The sequence below is a fragment of the Clostridium sp. MCC353 genome (genome assembly GCF_018785315.1).
Classification (GTDB): domain Bacteria; phylum Bacillota; class Clostridia; order Lachnospirales; family Lachnospiraceae; genus CHH4-2.
Genome location: NZ_WQPN01000065.1, coordinates 1 through 16,328, shown reverse-complemented (window position 1 = coordinate 16,328; position 16,328 = coordinate 1). Strand labels below are relative to the sequence as shown.

General features: G+C 46.7%; 14 protein-coding genes. 13 read left to right on the top strand and 1 reads right to left on the bottom strand.

Translation table 11 applies throughout. The features are described 5' to 3' along the window. The first annotated feature begins 99 nt into the window (after positions 1 to 99). Both GPL15_RS12440 and glp read left to right on the top strand, forming a co-directional pair. Positions 100 to 999 (top strand): alpha/beta hydrolase, encoded by a 900-nt coding sequence (locus GPL15_RS12440; protein ID WP_215698997.1) that lies wholly within the window; start codon positions 100 to 102, stop codon positions 997 to 999. Positions 1,000 to 1,035: 36 nt separating this feature from the next. Beyond that, positions 1,036 to 2,238 carry a gephyrin-like molybdotransferase Glp gene (glp, locus tag GPL15_RS12435; RefSeq protein WP_215698996.1) on the top strand — a complete coding sequence of 401 codons (1,203 nt, stop codon included), beginning with the start codon at positions 1,036 to 1,038 and terminating at the stop codon, positions 2,236 to 2,238. Here the strand turns inward: glp and GPL15_RS12430 are convergent. Further along, positions 2,235 to 2,582 (bottom strand): NusG domain II-containing protein, encoded by a 348-nt coding sequence (locus tag GPL15_RS12430; RefSeq protein WP_215698995.1) that lies wholly within the window; start codon positions 2,580 to 2,582, stop codon positions 2,235 to 2,237. The two genes, glp and GPL15_RS12430, sit on opposite strands and share 4 nt — an antisense overlap. 854 nt (positions 2,583 to 3,436) lie before the next feature. Here GPL15_RS12430 and GPL15_RS12425 point away from each other — a divergent pair. The 11 genes from GPL15_RS12425 to GPL15_RS12375 all read left to right on the top strand — a co-directional run bounded on the left by GPL15_RS12425 (position 3,437) and on the right by GPL15_RS12375 (position 16,060). Then, positions 3,437 to 3,952, top strand: a complete 516-nt coding sequence (locus GPL15_RS12425; RefSeq protein WP_346344958.1) for a Gx transporter family protein — start codon at positions 3,437 to 3,439, stop codon at positions 3,950 to 3,952. 272 nt (positions 3,953 to 4,224) lie between these two features. Continuing rightward, positions 4,225 to 5,727, top strand: coding sequence for a UDP-glucose--hexose-1-phosphate uridylyltransferase (gene galT / locus GPL15_RS12420; RefSeq protein ID WP_215698994.1), 1,503 nt, complete (start codon positions 4,225 to 4,227; stop codon positions 5,725 to 5,727). 433 nt (positions 5,728 to 6,160) lie between these two features. Beyond that, complete coding sequence (locus GPL15_RS12415; protein ID WP_215698993.1) at positions 6,161 to 7,024, top strand: YitT family protein; 864 nt, start codon at positions 6,161 to 6,163, stop codon at positions 7,022 to 7,024. 151 nt (positions 7,025 to 7,175) lie between these two features. Continuing rightward, the gene (locus GPL15_RS12410) at positions 7,176 to 8,105 is read left to right on the top strand and encodes a DMT family transporter (RefSeq protein ID WP_215698992.1); all 930 of its coding nucleotides are present in this window, start codon (positions 7,176 to 7,178) and stop codon (positions 8,103 to 8,105) included. An 81-nt stretch (positions 8,106 to 8,186) separates the two neighbouring features. Then, a complete protein-coding gene (locus GPL15_RS12405; RefSeq protein ID WP_215698991.1) occupies positions 8,187 to 8,594 on the top strand; it encodes an AAA family ATPase in 408 nt (135 codons plus the stop codon). A 95-nt stretch (positions 8,595 to 8,689) separates the two neighbouring features. Continuing rightward, positions 8,690 to 9,811: a sugar diacid recognition domain-containing protein gene (locus GPL15_RS12400; RefSeq protein WP_215698990.1), complete on the top strand. Its 1,122-nt coding sequence runs from the start codon at positions 8,690 to 8,692 to the stop codon at positions 9,809 to 9,811. A 293-nt stretch (positions 9,812 to 10,104) separates the two neighbouring features. Then, positions 10,105 to 11,838, top strand: a complete 1,734-nt coding sequence (locus GPL15_RS12395) for a GH32 C-terminal domain-containing protein (RefSeq protein WP_215698989.1) — start codon at positions 10,105 to 10,107, stop codon at positions 11,836 to 11,838. A gap of 2 nt (positions 11,839 to 11,840) precedes the next feature. Continuing rightward, the gene (locus GPL15_RS12390) at positions 11,841 to 13,271 is read left to right on the top strand and encodes an extracellular solute-binding protein (RefSeq protein WP_215698988.1); all 1,431 of its coding nucleotides are present in this window, start codon (positions 11,841 to 11,843) and stop codon (positions 13,269 to 13,271) included. A gap of 26 nt (positions 13,272 to 13,297) precedes the next feature. After that, the gene (locus GPL15_RS12385) at positions 13,298 to 14,197 is read left to right on the top strand and encodes a sugar ABC transporter permease (protein ID WP_215698987.1); all 900 of its coding nucleotides are present in this window, start codon (positions 13,298 to 13,300) and stop codon (positions 14,195 to 14,197) included. A gap of 48 nt (positions 14,198 to 14,245) precedes the next feature. Continuing rightward, positions 14,246 to 15,088 (top strand): carbohydrate ABC transporter permease, encoded by an 843-nt coding sequence (locus tag GPL15_RS12380; protein ID WP_215698986.1) that lies wholly within the window; start codon positions 14,246 to 14,248, stop codon positions 15,086 to 15,088. A gap of 12 nt (positions 15,089 to 15,100) precedes the next feature. Beyond that, a complete protein-coding gene (locus GPL15_RS12375; protein ID WP_215698985.1) occupies positions 15,101 to 16,060 on the top strand; it encodes a D-2-hydroxyacid dehydrogenase in 960 nt (319 codons plus the stop codon). The last annotated feature ends 268 nt before the right edge of the window (positions 16,061 to 16,328 follow it).

The window sequence follows — 16,328 nt, the reverse complement described above, 5'->3', positions numbered from 1 at the left end:
GCTGCGCTGGGAAAGATAAAAATTGGGGAAGAGTTTGCATTACTTTCACCAATTAACTGGAATGTTTGAAAAAATAAGTGTAAAATGGAGGGAAAAGGAATGAAGATACAGCTGCATCCGCATTATAAAGTATTTGAAGAAGCGAATATGACGAAGGCCCAGGAACTGTTGAGGGTTTTTCATAAGCCGGAAGGGCTTTCGATTGAGGAAAGGACGGTTCCGGGGATCAATGGGGCTCCGGATATTGAGATACGTATATTCAGGCCGGATCACATGGCTGAGGGATCGCCGATGATTATGGATATTCATGGGGGCGGTTTTACCAGCGGGGACTATAATCTGGACAGCAACCGGATCGCCTATCTGGCGATGAATATTCCTGCTGTGGTGGTGGCGCTGAATTACAGGCTGGCTCCTGAGCACATCTTCCCGGCGGCGCTGGAGGACTGCCGGGCGGTATGGCAGTGGATGTATGACAATGCGGAGGAACTGGGGGGCGACAAGGACCGAATGGGGCTTTTCGGAACCAGTGCAGGCGGTAATCTGTGCGCTGGACTGGCCTTTTATATCCGGGATCATGGAGGCCCTAAGATCACATTTAACGCCATGAATGTGCCGGCCATAGGAGTGGGGCCATCGTTATCGGCGGAACAGATGAGATATGGGGCGCCGGTGCTCTGCGGGGACAATCTGTCCTCCGCTTTTGTGGAATATGTGGGCGGGTTTAATGGGCAGATCCCCTCTTATTATGCCATTCCCAACATGGCCATTGATTATTCCAACCTGCCGCCGTCGATGATCATTGTGGCTGAATATGATCCGCTTAGGGATGAAGGGCTGAAATACGCCCGCAGCCTGATGAGGGATGCGGTGCCGGTGGAACTGTATATGATGCCCAGAGTGGGACATGGATTTGACGCGGTAAATGACGCGCCCATGACCCGGTGGATCAGGGACGGACTGGTTCTGTCATTTCAAAGAGAATTCGGCATGTTGTAAGGAATGCCGGTAAAGTTAAAAAGGAGCAGAGGGAAAATGGAAAGAGCGACGATTGAAGAAGTGATGCAGATGATGCTGAAGGAAATTCCACATGGAATTGCAGAGGAACTTTCTTTATTAGACGCCCTTGGCTGTGAACTGGCAGAGGACCTGCTGTCGCCTGTGGATCAGCCGCCTTTTCCGCGTTCTCCCTTAGATGGTTATGCGGTCAGAGCGGAGGATTTAAAAGGGGCTTCTGAGGAATGTCCGGCTGTTTTGACGGTGATAGATGAAGTGATGGCAGGCGGATATTCGAATGCCGTTTTAAAGGAAAAAACAGCGGTGAGAATTATGACGGGAGCTCCGGTTCCGGCCGGTGCGGACTGTATTGTCCGTCAGGAAGACACGGATTATGGAGAGGATGAGGTCAGCATTTATGTGGAACACCGCGCCTTTGAAAATTACTGTTTTCAGGGTGAGGATTTTAAAAAAGGGGACTGCCTGGTGGAAAAGGGAACCCCTTTGGATTCCATTGCAATTGGAATTGCGGCCAGCATGGGAAGGGATAAGGTTTTGGCCTACAGGAAGCCCAAAGTAGCGGTATTTGCTACAGGAGACGAACTGGTGGAGCCGGGACAGCCGCTTCTTCCGGGAAAAATCTACAATTCCAACCTCTATGTGCTGGTCTCCAGGCTGATGGAACTGGGAATCAGGCCGGTAATGATGCAGGCGGTGGAGGATAACGAAACCGTGATGGGGGAAAAGATAAAAACTGCAGCGTCCAAGGCGGATCTGATCATCACCACCGGAGGCGTATCGGTGGGCAAAAAGGACATCATGCATGGAGCGCTGGAGGGCATTGGCGCCCGCCGTCTGTTCTGGGGAATCAGGATGAAACCGGGAATGCCCACCCTGTGTTCCGTTTATGAAAATACCCTGGTGATCAGCCTTTCGGGAAATCCCTTCGGTGCGGTGGCCAACATGGAAGTGCTGGTAAGGCCGGTTCTGGCCCGATTGAGCCATCAGGACGCCTTGATACCTAAGGTGGAAGAGGGGATTATGGAAGATGCATTTTTGAAGGAGAGCAGGGTGAGAAGGATGGTCCGGGGAGTGATTGCCGACGGAAAAGTGACCCTGCCAAAAGGGCTCCATTCCTCAGGCGTTTTAGGATCCATGATGGGCTGCAACTGCCTGATCGATGTTCCGGCAGGAACGAAGAAATTGGAACCCGGGGACCGGGTATCGGTGATTCTCTGCTAATTACCCACAATTCTCACGCTGAAACGGTTTGGCAGGCAGACGATCATCTCTGTGCTGTTATGGATTTTCCCCTGATGAATGCAGACTTTATCAGGACAGGAGGCTTCTGTTACGTAAGCCTCCTTATTTTTTATGACCAGATGGTTGGTTCCTCCGTTATAGCCTTCCACGGTCAGTTCTCTGTCTTCGTTTAAATCCAGGGTCTCCACCACTTTGCCGTCCACGCTGACTTCCGCGTAAACCGCTGGTTTTTGTTTGTAAAAATAACTTCCCGCGCCGGTTACTGCGGCAATTGCCAGTATTATGCCGACCAGGATGAGATCTCTTTTTTTCTTTTTATCCATTTTATTCCTTCCATTTCGAAGATTTATGCGTAAAATATTAGGCGGCATAAATATTACGCTGCTTCGAAGATTTATGCGTAAAATATTAGGCGGCATAAATATTACGCTGCATAAGTATTATGCTGCATAAATATTACTCTGCATAAGTAATAGGCTGCATAAGTATTACGTTGCATAAGTATATACTGCGAAAATACTGTATTGCGTAACGATTGCGCTGCGAGGGCACGCGCTGAGTATTTCAAAATCTCAACTGCGGTTCAAATTCGTGTTTCCATCATAGGTTTAGGTGTGAAAATGAGCCATCGGGATTATCTTTTACAATATTGCCTTTTTCTATGAATCGTTCAATATGGTGTTTTACGGAATAATAAAGATATCCCGAAATGGCAGACCCATTTGGGAAACGGCCTTTTCAGCTATTCATGTATTATAACATAAAGAAAAATGTTCACCAAGGAGATGGATGAAAATATTTGCAGGAAAAGCCGGATATTTGTAACCGTTCAGGCAGGTCTAAACGGTTACGTATATTTTTTGTAATCCTTTTTTGCAAGTTATTTTCTGTGATTCAAAATGTGATTAAGCAGTGTGATGGAACCAGGTTATTCTGTGCAAAATATTGGGTTAATGATATACTGGACATCAAAATATGTGTTATGGCCGGAAGGAGTACATCTATGAAGATTTTAATTGCGGAAGACGAACCGGATATGCGGAAAATTATCCGCATGTACCTTCAGCGGAGCAGATGATTATATAAGGAAGCCATTGAAAGCCGTTTGATTGTGTGTTAGAATTTCACTACGGAAGTATCCTTTGGCAATTTCAATTTCAGATCGGGAGGAAATAAGGTGAATTCAAGATATAAAGCGGCCGGGGTGGCGAGATACGGGCTTCTGATCGCGTTAGCCATGGTGCTCAGCTATGTGGAGGCCATGATTCCGCTTCCGCTTTTGGTGCCGGGAATGAAGCTGGGGCTGGCCAATTTAGTCACCATAGTGGGACTGTACACGGTCAGCGTGCCGGGAACGGCGGCGGTGGCGCTTCTCAGAATCGTTCTGGTGGGCCTTACATTCGGCAACTCATTCAGCATGCTGTACGGGCTGGCCGGAGGGCTTTTGAGCCTGGCCGTCATGGTGGTTTTAAAAAAGACGGGCTGGTTCAGCCAGGTGGGGGTCAGCGTGGCCGGAGGAATCGGCCACAACATCGGCCAGTTATGCGTTGCGGTCTGGGTGACAAAGCAGCCTGGGGTTCTGGTTTATCTGCCGGCCCTGCTTGCAGCCGGAACGGCGGCCGGCGCTGTGATCGGCGTTGTGGGCGGCATGGTGGCAGAACGGGTAGGATCAATCACGCAACAGTTCAGATAGGTCTGCGCATTTACTGTGGGGACCGTACGAAAACACAGCGTGTGCAGGCGTCCAGCCCTTCGCCGCAGGCGGCTTTAATGGGCTGGATAATCACAAAATTTTATAAATAATGTGTTGGATATTATATTGTTTTTACGGACATACACAGATATAATGATAATTGATATAATTTTCACTATTTAACAAGGCGCGCATGATCTGTATGCGGACATATGCCGTCTGATAAATGGAGGAAAATGAAATAAGTGTCTCATGACGCGAGGAGGAACGATATGGTAGATCAAGCAGTAAAGGAATTGGTACAATACGGACTGGAAAAAGGGCTGATACAAAAAGAGGATCAGATTTATGCAAGAAATCAGATCCTGGATGTATTAAAGATGGATGAATACGAAGATCAGGAGCTTACTGAGGCCAGGGATTTGGAAGAAATCCTGAAAGAATTGCTGGATTATGCATGTGAACAGGGACTGATTGAGGACAGTATTGTTTACAGGGATTTATTTGATACCAGGCTTATGAACTGTCTGATGCCGCGTCCAAGCGAAGTGACAAAACATTTTTGGAAAGAATATGAGAGTTCACCGGAAACTGCAACCGATTATTTTTACCGGTTGAGCCAGGATTCCGATTATATCCGGCGATACCGTGTATGCAGGGATATGAAATGGGTAACTTCAACCAAGTATGGAGATCTGGATATAACCATCAATTTATCCAAGCCGGAAAAGGATCCCAAGGCGATAGCGGCCGCTAAACTGGCCAAACAGAGCGGATATCCCAAATGCCTTCTGTGCATGGATAACGTGGGCTATGCGGGAAGAACCAACCATCCGGCGCGAAACAACCACAGAATCATACCGATTACGGTCAATGACAGCCAGTGGGGATTTCAATATTCCCCTTATGTTTATTATAACGAACACTGCATCGTGTTCAACGGCCAGCATGTTCCCATGAAGATTGAAAAGCAGACATTTATCAAGCTGTTTGATTTTGTCAAGCTGTTTCCTCATTATTTCCTGGGATCCAATGCGGATCTTCCGATTGTGGGCGGCTCCATTTTGACCCACGATCATTTCCAGGGTGGACATTATACGTTTGCTATGGCAAAAGCGCCCATAGAAGCCTGTTTTAAGGTTCCGGGCTTTGAAGATGTGGAAGCGGGAATTGTGAAATGGCCCATGTCGGTCATCCGGCTTCGTGCCGCTGATTCAGACCGTCTGATCGAGCTGGGAGCCAGGGTGCTGGATGCATGGAGAGGTTATACGGACGAAGATGCGTTTGTTTTTGCGGAAACGGACGGGGAACCCCATAATACCATCACACCGATCGCCAGGAAAAAGGATGGGCTGTTTGAACTGGATCTGGTGCTGCGGAACAACATCACCACAGAGGAATTTCCTCTTGGCGTCTATCACCCTCATCAGGAACTTCACCACATTAAGAAGGAAAATATCGGCTTAATCGAAGTGATGGGACTGGCCGTCCTGCCTTCCAGGCTGAAAGATGAGCTGGCCCTTTTAGGGGAATACATAGTGGAGAAAAAAGATATCCGCTCCAATGAGATGCTGGAGAAACATGGAGACTGGGTGGAAGAATTCCTTCCGAAATATGATTCCATTACCGCTGACAATGTGAACCGGATTCTTCAGGAAGAAGTGGGGCTGGTGTTTGAGAGAGTGCTTGAGGACGCAGGCGTTTATAAATGTACGCCGGCTGGAAGGGAAGCGTTTGTGCGGTTCCTGGAAAAAGCAGGATTTGAGAAGTCTTGAGAGGGGTTGAGCCCCTTTGAGCAGAATTTAAAAGGCTGGAACAGCCATGACAGGGGCTTGGAAAGGCGGATAAATAAAGGAATTAGGAAGACATAAGGAATTTTATGAAAAAGCCATGGTTATTTCACAATGAAATAGCTGTGGCTTTTCCAGGTATATTGGTGTTTGAAATTGTTATAGGAAGGAGTTATATTCTATAGGAATTGAGGCGGATTTTTGAATTGGACGCAGCCGTTCCGGACGTCGGGAAAACCGGCGAAGAAGAACATTTGTACTGAAACGCTGCAATGGAACATATAAAAAAGCAAAATTACGCTGAATAAAAAATTGAGTGACGAAGGGGTCACGCGCAGTCAAATAAAAGCAGGCAGGCGGTCCGGCATTTATTTGAAGCGTTTGCTGCGCCCTTTCGCAGGGGAAAAGGGCACATATTATGAAAGAAATTAAAAATCCGACTGCAAGAGTTGCTGCGGAATACGGAGTCATAACAGTCAGTATCTGGGTTATGGTATTGGGAATCTATTTCTTTAAATTCCCGAATAATTTTGCATTTGGCGGCGTTACCGGTTTTTCAACGGTTATCAGCAGACTGACCCATTGGTCGGCCAGTGATTTCACCTTTATTGTCAACACGTCCCTGCTTGTGGCCGGGTTCATTTTCCTTGGAAAGAGTGTGGGAATTAAGACGGTGTACGCCAGTATGCTGATGTCTTTCAGCCTTTCGGCTCTGGAGCGGATATACCCCATGGGCGCTCCTCTGACGCCGGAGCCTCTTTTGGAGCTGATGTTTGCGATCTTTCTGCCGGCAGTGGGTTCTGCCGTGTTGTTCAACATCGGCGCATCCAGCGGCGGTACGGATATTATTGCTATGATCCTTAAAAAATATACCAGCATGAACATCGGAACCGCACTGCTGGTGGTGGACATCGCATCCGTTGTCATGTCATTTTTCGTGTTCGGGCCGACCACGGGGCTGTTCTCAAGCCTTGGGCTCATGGCCAAATCATTGGTGATTGACGGTGTGATCGAGAATATTAACCTGTGCAAATGTTTTAATATCGTATGTGACGATCCGGAACCGATCTGCGAATATATCATCCATAAACTGAACAGAAGCGCTACGGTATATGAAGCCCAGGGCGCCTTTACCCATCACAAGAAAACGGTGATTATGACCACCATGAAACGGAGCCAGGCGGTGAAGCTCCGTAATTATATCAGAAGGATTGAACCCACCGCGTTTATATTGATATCCAATTCCAGCGAGATCATTGGAAAAGGATTCCTTACAAATTAGAGCAGCAGACTGGAGCAGCATCGAACGCTTGTAAGTCTCCCATAACTGTGATAAAATGTACCTTGATTTGCCTGAAATTCAGGCGGATAGCGGTGATGCTGATTCACCGCGGCAGAGGAATTTTATTACAGAGATGGGAGATTTTTTACATATGAAGGCTAAAAGGCTTAGAAGCAGTTTGCTGCTGGCGCTGACCTCATTGATCTGGGGCGCGGCATTTGTGGCACAAAGTGTGGGAATGGACTATGTCGGACCATTTACGTTCAATGCGGCCAGGTTCATTGTGGGCGGAATCGTGCTGATTCCCTGCATTTTTTTCCTTCGCAGAGTGAATGGCAGGGAAAATGGGCAGATGGATCAGGAGATGAAACAAAAGAGGACGAAAATGGGAGTGATCGGCGGCGTCTGCTGCGGTATTTTTTTATGCTTTGCCGCCATGCTTCAGCAGATCGGCGTTTCCTATACCTCGGTCGGAAAGGCTGGTTTCATCACTTCTTTGTATATTATCATCGTTCCTATATTCGGCATTTTTATAAAAAAGAAGGTTCCGTTCAACGTATGGATCAGTGTGGCCATTGCGGTTATGGGAATGTATCTGCTCTGTATGACGGAGGGGCTTTCCATTGGAAAAGGGGATTTTTTCGTGTTTCTGTGCGCAATTGGCTTCTCCTTCCATATTCTGGTGATCGATTATTTCTCTCCTAAGGCGGACGGTGTTTTGATCTCCTGCGTCCAGTTCTTTACGGCCGGGATTATCTCGGGAATTTTCACGCTGGTTTTTGAAAGACCGGAATGGTCCGATATTTTCAGGGCCTGGGCGCCGGTCCTCTATGCGGGCGTGATGTCCTGCGGCGTGGGGTATACCCTGCAGGTTGTGGCACAGAAGGACATTGAGCCAGCCATCGCATCATTGATTATGAGTTTGGAGTCCGTGTTTTCACTGATCGCGGGCTGGATTATCTTGGGAGAGGTGCTTTTGCCGAAAGAACAGTTTGGATGTGTGCTGGTGTTTGCGGCGATTGTGTTGGCTCAGATTCCGGTTCCTAAGTGGATGGTGAGGGGGAAGAAGGTACTTAATTAATGCCAGCAGCTTGATAATTCTCATATTTTCGGCTAAAATATGATTTAGACATGAAATGGCCGGAGGGAGGAGATAAGATATATGAAATATATTCAACGGAATATGGAACGTATATTTCTAAAACTGAATGAGCAATATTCTGCTATATTAATTACAGGCCCCCGGCAAGTTGGAAAAACGACTATGCTTCAGAAGCTAATGGAATTGGAAGGACGCAATCGGGAATATGTGTCCCTGGATGATTTAAGGGAGCGTTCATTGGCAAAAACTGATCCGGCCATGTTTTTCCAAATCCATAAACCGCCAATTTTTATTGATGAAGTGCAGTACGCTCCTGAACTGTTTACTTACATCAAAATGAATATAGATAAGAACCAAACTGCCGGAGATTTCTGGCTTACGGGTTCCCAGCTATTTAAGCTGATGAAAGGCGTGCAGGAATCCCTTGCAGGCCGGGTTGCGCTGCTTCATCTCTCGTCACTTCTGTGACATCGATCAGGTGACGGCTAAGAATTGGCTTCGTTCCTATTGGGCTCATTTAACAATAATTCAATTTCTAATAATGATTTGGAGGCGGTTGTTCTATGTTAGAAGTTGCCCTTGCCCAGAAATTTATAGAGAAGTTATCTGATCTGGTGGAATATAACGTCAATATTATGAATGAAAAGGGGATTATCATTGCCGGTAAAGACAGTTCCCGGATCGGGACCTTTCATGAAGGGGCCTATAAGGTGATTAAAAGCGGAAAAGAATGGTATGAAAGCGCTGAAAGCGGTTCTTACGAAGACGGTTCGGAAGGCATCTGCCTCCCCTTGTCGTATAACGGCAGAAGGGTTGGCGTCGTGGGGATTAACGGCAATCCAAAAGAGATCAAGTCCATCGCGTCGGTGATCCAAATGGGATTGGAAGCCACGATCAGTTACGAGATGCAGAAGGAGAAGGTATTTAAACACAGGACCAACAAAGAGGCGTTTATCAACCAGCTGCTGTTCGAAGAAAAGCTGGACGTTGACCGCCTGTTTTTCCTGGCGAACCAGCTCCAGTATAAGACCAACCTGATCCGCATTCCGATCCTGATCCATATCATGGACAATTACGATCTGGAAGAGGTTTTTAAGCTGATCCGCAGACATCCCCTTCATACCAGGCAGGATATATCATACAGAACCGACGATTACCATGTGATCATATTTAAAAATGTGACGGAAAACAGGAATATCCTGGCGGACTATAAATATATCATCGGCGATTATTTAAACCCCATTTTCATGCTGCTGAAAGAGAATAATATCAATTACAGAAGTTATGTGGGTTCGTTCCAGAATGACCTGCTGAACTACCGGACCGCGTACATGCACTGTAAATGGATGGAAGCCAACCTTGTGGGAGACAGCGGATTTTTCTTTTACGACCACGTGGGCAAATACTTTAAGAGCATGATTCCCTTTGGCGAACTCCAGTCTGTATTCAATGTATTTGATGAGATTTTGGATGACGGGGTGAAAGAGAATTATAAGGAAATTATCGGGGGACTGGAAGAAAGCAATTACAGTATGGTACAGGCCGGTAAAAAACTGTTCATACATAAGAATACGGTGGCTTACCGGGTGGATAAGATCAGGGAAATATTTAATGTCAATCCATTTGCGAGCAAGATCGATAAGGAATATTTGAGTTATCTTTATGAATATCTGAACAATAAATAGATGATCCGATGTACCCAGACCGGCTTTTTGAGGCAAATGGATGACCTGTTTGAATTTTAACGAATCAGGTGATTTTACGGGAAGAACATGCGTTTTGTGGCTATGACACAAAAAAGCATGTTCTTTTTGTTTTTTTGAAGATGGTAAGATGTCTTAATCGATAATATAATTTTAATTGAAAGTATAAATGAGTAAATAATAAAAATTGTTTAGAAAGGTATGAAATGTACTCGTTAAAGACTGATAAATACTCGGAATTAGTCTGGATTATTAGCCAAAAATCCGGAGATGGTTTGGTAGAAATCTATCAGGATTCCAATCTGGTATTCATCAAGCGCTATACCTCCAGCCTGCCCTGGTATGATAAGATCCTGCTTCAGAAAAATTCTGTATATAAGATTTTCTGCAATTCTGTTGAAATCCATTTTGCCTATCTGTGCGGCAATCAGGATGTGCTGGATAAGGGAGTGTGCTTTCTGGAATTTGGGGAGGATGGCGTCACTAAATTCGATGATGGGAATATGGATCAGGCTTATGAACAGAAATACCGGAACGCCTTTCATTTCTGCACATTTAAAAACTGGATGAACGATCCCAACGGCCTGTGCTTTTACAACGGTCGGTATCACCTGTTCTATCAGATGAATCCGGCCGGGCTGAATTGGGGAAATGTGTACTGGGGACATGCCTGCAGCAAGGACCTGGTGCAGTGGATCCATCTTCCCATCGCATTGTATCCGCAGAGGGAATTATACGGACTGAATAATTATAAGGGCGGCGCGTACAGCGGGTCGGCATGGCCGGAAAAGCAGGGGATATCCCTCTATTTCACCAGACATTTTTCACCGTGGAAAAAGGGAATTGAGACAAAGGAAGTGCAGGTTCAGGCATTTTGTGAAGATGAAGTGACGGTAAAAGAAGAAAAGGTGATTATAGAAGAAAAGCCGGGAGGCAGCAGAGATTATAATTTCAGGGACCCGTCTGTGGTGATGATCGGACAGAAAAAATACCTGCTGATCGGAACCACGGTGGGCGGAAGGTGTACGGTGGAAAAATATGGGGAAGATCAGGGGATTTGGACCGATTTGGGAGTATTTTTCCAGGATGATATCGAATGTGAAACCATAGAATGCGTTAATTTCATACAGGGGGAAAATGGGCAGTGCGCCCTGCTCTGTTCCCTGCAAAATGCGGCCGACCCTGCGGGGAGAAAAAGGCTGATGAAATATTATACGGGCGTTTTAGAGGATGGCAAGTTTCTTCCGAAGACGGAGGGGATTTATGATTTTGGAACGGAATGTTACGCGGCGCAGGCATTCGGAGCGGGGGACAGGGTTTTATCCTTTGGGTGGATCTTGAGCGCATACGGGGAATTTCCGGCTGACGAGAGACGATTAAGCGGGGGAGCGTTAAATGGGCAGTCTGCAAGTGAATGCCCAACAGATGGATATATATCGGACAGCCGTTCTTCGAATGTGGGAATATGCAGTGGATGCATGGCAAGTGAATGCCCATCTAACGGCTGCATGACTATTCCAAGAGAATTGACAGTAGATGGCGGATACCTGTTAACCAAGCCCGCACGGGAAATTAAATCGCTTTTATATGATAGAAAAACCATAATTGAAAATGGCAGGAAAATAAACAGTATTCCTGATATTTCTAATGTCTATCATCTTTTTTTGAAACTAAAAAGCAAAACCGATTTCAGAATCATACTGGCTCAAAATGAATCCCGTCAGATCGGGGTGGAGTATGAAAACAGCCGTTTAACCCTGATTTACGGAAATAAGGATCAGCATCCCTATCCAACCCTTTATGAAACCGTGGATACAGTGAGGCGGCTTGAGATTTTCGTGGATAAAAGTTCCATCGAACTATTTGTAAACGACGGCAGACAAGTGGGAACCAAAACCTACTTTTTTAAGCCATATGATAAAAGCATGGAATACCGTTTTGAACATGGGGAGGAGGTAGAAGAGCTAACGGTTTCCAGGATAAAAAATATTTGGAAAAAATGGAGGTAAATATGAGAAGAAGATTCTATGCAGTGGCAGCAATTTTAACAGCCGGATTACTGGCCGCATGCGGCAGTTCAAACCAGCCCGAGGCGGGAACGAATACGCAGAATACCGAGGCAGCAGGACAAGAGGCACAAAAAAGCGGGGCGGCCGCAGGCCAGCAGACGCAGAAGAACGGGGCAGCAGGCCAGGAAACGCAGAACAATGAGGCAGCAGGCCAGGGAGCGCAGAACAATGAGGCGGCAGGCGGTAAGGCTGAGAAAATAACAATCTGGCGTCCCCAGAACACCCAGGAGATCGAAGCCTGGTGGACGGAAATGCTGGATTCCTTTAATAAAGAATACCAGGGAAGATACGAAGCCATTCAGGAAACATTTCCAAAAAGCGGTTCCGACAGCTATTCGGAAAAGATCAACACCGCCGTAATCGCGGACAACCTGCCGGATTTAATGCTGGTGGACGGCCCCAATGTATCCAGCTATGCTCAGAATGAAATTTTAGTTCCCCTGGATGAATTTGTGACGGAAGAGGATAAAAAGGATATGCTGGATTCCTGCTTGAAACAGGGCACTGTGGACGGAAAACTTTATGCGGTGGCGCTGTGGGAATCTTCCGTGGGCATTTACTATAACAAAGAAATGCTGGAAGAGGCGGGGATTGAGGTTCCGGAAACTCAGGATCAGGCATGGACCTGGGATGAATTGTACGAGACAGCTAAACAGTTGAAAAAAGAGAAACAATTTGGGATCACACTGAATACGAACCAAAGCCAGATTACCTATTATTACTCACCTCTGCTGGAGCAGCTGGGTTCCTGTCTGGCTAACCCGGAGGGGACGAAGACAGACGGGTACTTAAACAGTAAGGAATCCGTGGAAGTGGCAGAATTTATCAAACGTTTCTATGATGACGGGATTGCTAATATTGAACCCACCAGCACCGAGTTTGCAGACGGCGGATCAGCCCTTTGGCTGGCCACATCCTATCAGATATCCATGCTTCAAAACCAGTATCCCGATCTGAAATGGGGCGTGACTTATTATCCGGTATCCAATGACCGGAAAGAAGCGACGCCTACCGGAAGCTGGACCATAGGCATGACAAAGAGCGCCGGGAACAGGGAAGGGGCATACGCGCTGTTAAATTATATGACCAATAAAGAGGCCAATCTTTCAGGAAGTCCGGCTTCCGGCTATCTTCCGGCCAGATATTCTTCCACAAAAGAACTGACACAGTACCGGGAAGAACCCTACCGTGTATTCATGGAACAACTGGAGAACAACGGGGCTCCGAGGCCCAGAACGGCAGTTTGGACAACCTTAAATTCCACATATAACAGCGCCATTTCCGATATCATTCTCGGCTCCGATCCCCAGAAAAAGCTGGATGAGGCGGCCAAAGCGGTGGATCAGGAATATGAGATGAATTTTGCAGAATAACAGGCGGCGGACAGAGGAGGAACCGGATGAAGGGAAAGAAGCTGTTTCACAGCAGAAAATTTGTTAACGCAGTCACGCCATACTTATTCGTAGGCCCTGCGGTCCTGATCATTTTAACATTTTTGGTCGTTCCCGCATTGATGGCGCTGGGGTATAGCTTTACCTATTTTAACATGTTAAAGCCTCAGAAAATCAGATTTGTGGGACTGGAAAATTACGCTGGACTGTTCTCCGCCGATCTGTTCGCCACAGCTATGGTCAATACGGTCAAATATGCGGTGGTCCTGGTTCCGGTTGTGTGCGTGGTCTCTTTCCTGCTGGCCCTGCTGGTAAACCAGAATCTCAGGGGAAGTACGTTGTTCCGCACCGCATTTTTCAGTCCGGTGCTGCTTTCCATGACGGTTGTATCGATTCTGTGGACGGTTATCCTGAATCCCACGCCGGGCTACGGCCTGATCAATACGATTCTGGATAAAATGGGACTGCCGGGCTGCATGTTTTTAAGAAGCGCGGAAACAGCCTTAAATTCCATTCTGGGAATGTCCGTGTGGCAGCTGAGCGGATATTATATGATGATATTTCTGGCCGGATTACAGGGCGTTCCGGGTGATTTATACGAAGCGGCGTCCATCGATGGGGCAAATGCGCTCGATAAAATCATACACATTACGATTCCGTCCATCCGGAATGTCAGCGTATTCGTCATTCTGATGACAACCATTTCGGCCATGAAAATGTTCACCCAGTCCTATGTGATGACAAACGGCGGGCCGGATAATTCTACGACCACCATGGTATTTTATATCTACCAGCAGGGGATCAAATACCATAACATTGGGTTTGCCAGCGCCGCATCGGTGGTGTTCTTTTTCATCGTGGTTTCCATTTCATTTATTGTGAAGAGGTTTGTAGACAATGAAAATTGATAATAAAAAATGGAACCGGCTGATAAAAGGGCAGAAGGAGGAGAAAAGATGAGCAGAAAGAACTGGAGATTTCTCACTAAAATCATACTGTACTGCATCAGTATGGGGCTGTCTGTGCTGTTTTTACTGCCCCTGATCTGGATGATCGTCACTGCCTTCAAGCCGGAAAACAGGATTTTTCAGGATTTAACCAGCATCAAAGCATTTCTTCCCATGGATTTCACCCTTGAGAATTTCAAAAATGCCTTGAATAACGTCCATATGTTTAAATACATCGTGAACAGCGCCATTTACATATCGGTGATCATGCTGGTGAGCCTGCCCATCAATTCGATGTGCGGTTACGCGCTGGCAAAGTTCGAATTTAAGGGTAAAAAGCTGATTCTTGCCCTGATTTTATCCCTGATGGTATTTCCGTTTGAAAGCATTGTGATCCCGCTGTTCGTGCTGGTGAATAAAATGAAACTGTTAAACAGCATGGCAGGGTTAATCATTCCGTTTTCCGCCCGCTGTTTCAGCATCTACATGTTCCGGCAGTTTTTCCTCAGCGTGCCGGATGAGATCATAGAAGCGGCGGAAATTGACGGAGCGACGAAATTCAGGACATTTTACAGCGTGGTGGTTCCCATATCCGGGCCCGTGTTTGCAACCGTATTTATCCTGGATGTGGTTCTCAGATGGTCGGATTTCATGTGGCCTTTAATCATTACGATCAGCGAAGATATCCGGACGGTGCAGGTGGGGGTGCAGTCTTTATTTAATGACACGGTTATTTATTACGGCACGGTGATGGCGGCTCTCACGCTGGCGGTTTTGCCCATGCTGGTGCTGTTTGTATTTTTCCAAAAATATTATGTACAGGGGATAGCCACTTCAGGCATGAAGGGGTGATGGAGGTAATCAATGATTAACGTTGCAGTGATCTATACTGCCGGGTTCGAATTTAACAAAGGCCAGGAACAGAAACTGGTACAGGACTTTCCCGGCTGCAGATTTACATTTAAAAGGGACAGTGAGATTTCCAAGTCCGAAGTCGGAGAGGCTGAGGTGATAACCGGTTTTCCCAGCCAGGATTGCATAAAAGCGGCTTCTTCTTTAAAATGGCTTCATTTGAGCAGTATCGGCGTGGATAAACACATAAACAGGGAACTATACTGCAATCAGGACGCGGTTCTCACAAACAGCGCCGGAACATACGGAAAGCCCATTTCGGATCACGTTCTGGGCCTGATGCTGATGCTGTCCAGGAATCTCCACTATTACAGGGACCAGCAGAGCCGGAATGAGTGGAAGAAAATGGATTCCACAAAGGATTTGTTCCGCTCCACCCTCTGTATCGTGGGCCTGGGAGATGTGGGAAGAACTTTGGCGGTAAAGGCCAGAAACCTGGGCATGAAAGTGATTGGCATTAAGCGCACCATGATAGAAAAACCGGAATACCTGGATGAACTATACACCACAGATTCCTTAAACGACGTCATCCCCAGATCGGATTTCGTCGTCCTAAGCCTTGCCGCCACAAAAGAAACGTTCCACATTATGAACGAAGAGCGTCTGGCCCTTCTGAGAAAGGACGCCTATCTGATCAATATCGGAAGAGGAACCCTGATCGACCAGGATGCCTTATACCGCTTCTTATCAGAGAAACGCTTTGCCGGAGCTGCCCTTGATGTGACAACGCCTGAGCCCCTGCCGGAGGACAGCCCATTATGGGGACTTAAAAACCTGATCATCACGCCCCACGTATCAGGAAAATCCCCATCCACCAATGAGCGGCAGTTTGCGGTTTTCTATGAGAACCTGTGCCGGTATGTTAAAAATTCAGAGCTGAAAAATGTAATTGATTTTGAGCGGATGTATTAAAAAATTGGGATTTAAGTGAGAAAGATACGCAGAAAAGCGGGAGGAGGCGGCGGACAGACGGCCGGATTTTTGGAAGGGGCCAGGCCGAGGGGCATCCGTCGGGGATGAAAACCAGCTTCCAACCGTAAGTGAAACTAAGACTCCAGGGATGAAAAAAGACGGTCCGATGCCCATTCACGGTAAACTCTTTAGTAAGCGATACAAAACAAACCGTAGTGCAAAATAATAGCTGTCATGGTATACTCTCCATGGCAGCTTATCTTCTTTT

Excerpts from the sequence above, each read along its gene's own strand:
- GPL15_RS12405 (WP_215698991.1), top strand. The coding sequence starts at position 8,187 with ATGAAATATATTCAACGGAATATGGAACGTATATTTCTAAAACTGAAT.
- GPL15_RS12400 (WP_215698990.1), top strand. The coding sequence starts at position 8,690 with ATGTTAGAAGTTGCCCTTGCCCAGAAATTTATAGAGAAGTTATCTGAT.
- galT (WP_215698994.1), top strand. The coding sequence starts at position 4,225 with ATGGTAGATCAAGCAGTAAAGGAATTGGTACAATACGGACTGGAAAAA.
- GPL15_RS12380 (WP_215698986.1), top strand. The coding sequence starts at position 14,246 with ATGAGCAGAAAGAACTGGAGATTTCTCACTAAAATCATACTGTACTGC.
- GPL15_RS12415 (WP_215698993.1), top strand. The coding sequence starts at position 6,161 with ATGAAAGAAATTAAAAATCCGACTGCAAGAGTTGCTGCGGAATACGGA.
- glp (WP_215698996.1), top strand. The coding sequence starts at position 1,036 with ATGGAAAGAGCGACGATTGAAGAAGTGATGCAGATGATGCTGAAGGAA.
- GPL15_RS12375 (WP_215698985.1), top strand. The coding sequence starts at position 15,101 with ATGATTAACGTTGCAGTGATCTATACTGCCGGGTTCGAATTTAACAAA.
- GPL15_RS12440 (WP_215698997.1), top strand. The coding sequence starts at position 100 with ATGAAGATACAGCTGCATCCGCATTATAAAGTATTTGAAGAAGCGAAT.
- GPL15_RS12385 (WP_215698987.1), top strand. The coding sequence starts at position 13,298 with ATGAAGGGAAAGAAGCTGTTTCACAGCAGAAAATTTGTTAACGCAGTC.
- GPL15_RS12410 (WP_215698992.1), top strand. The coding sequence starts at position 7,176 with ATGAAGGCTAAAAGGCTTAGAAGCAGTTTGCTGCTGGCGCTGACCTCA.
- GPL15_RS12390 (WP_215698988.1), top strand. The coding sequence starts at position 11,841 with ATGAGAAGAAGATTCTATGCAGTGGCAGCAATTTTAACAGCCGGATTA.
- GPL15_RS12430 (WP_215698995.1), bottom strand. The coding sequence starts at position 2,582 with ATGGATAAAAAGAAAAAAAGAGATCTCATCCTGGTCGGCATAATACTG.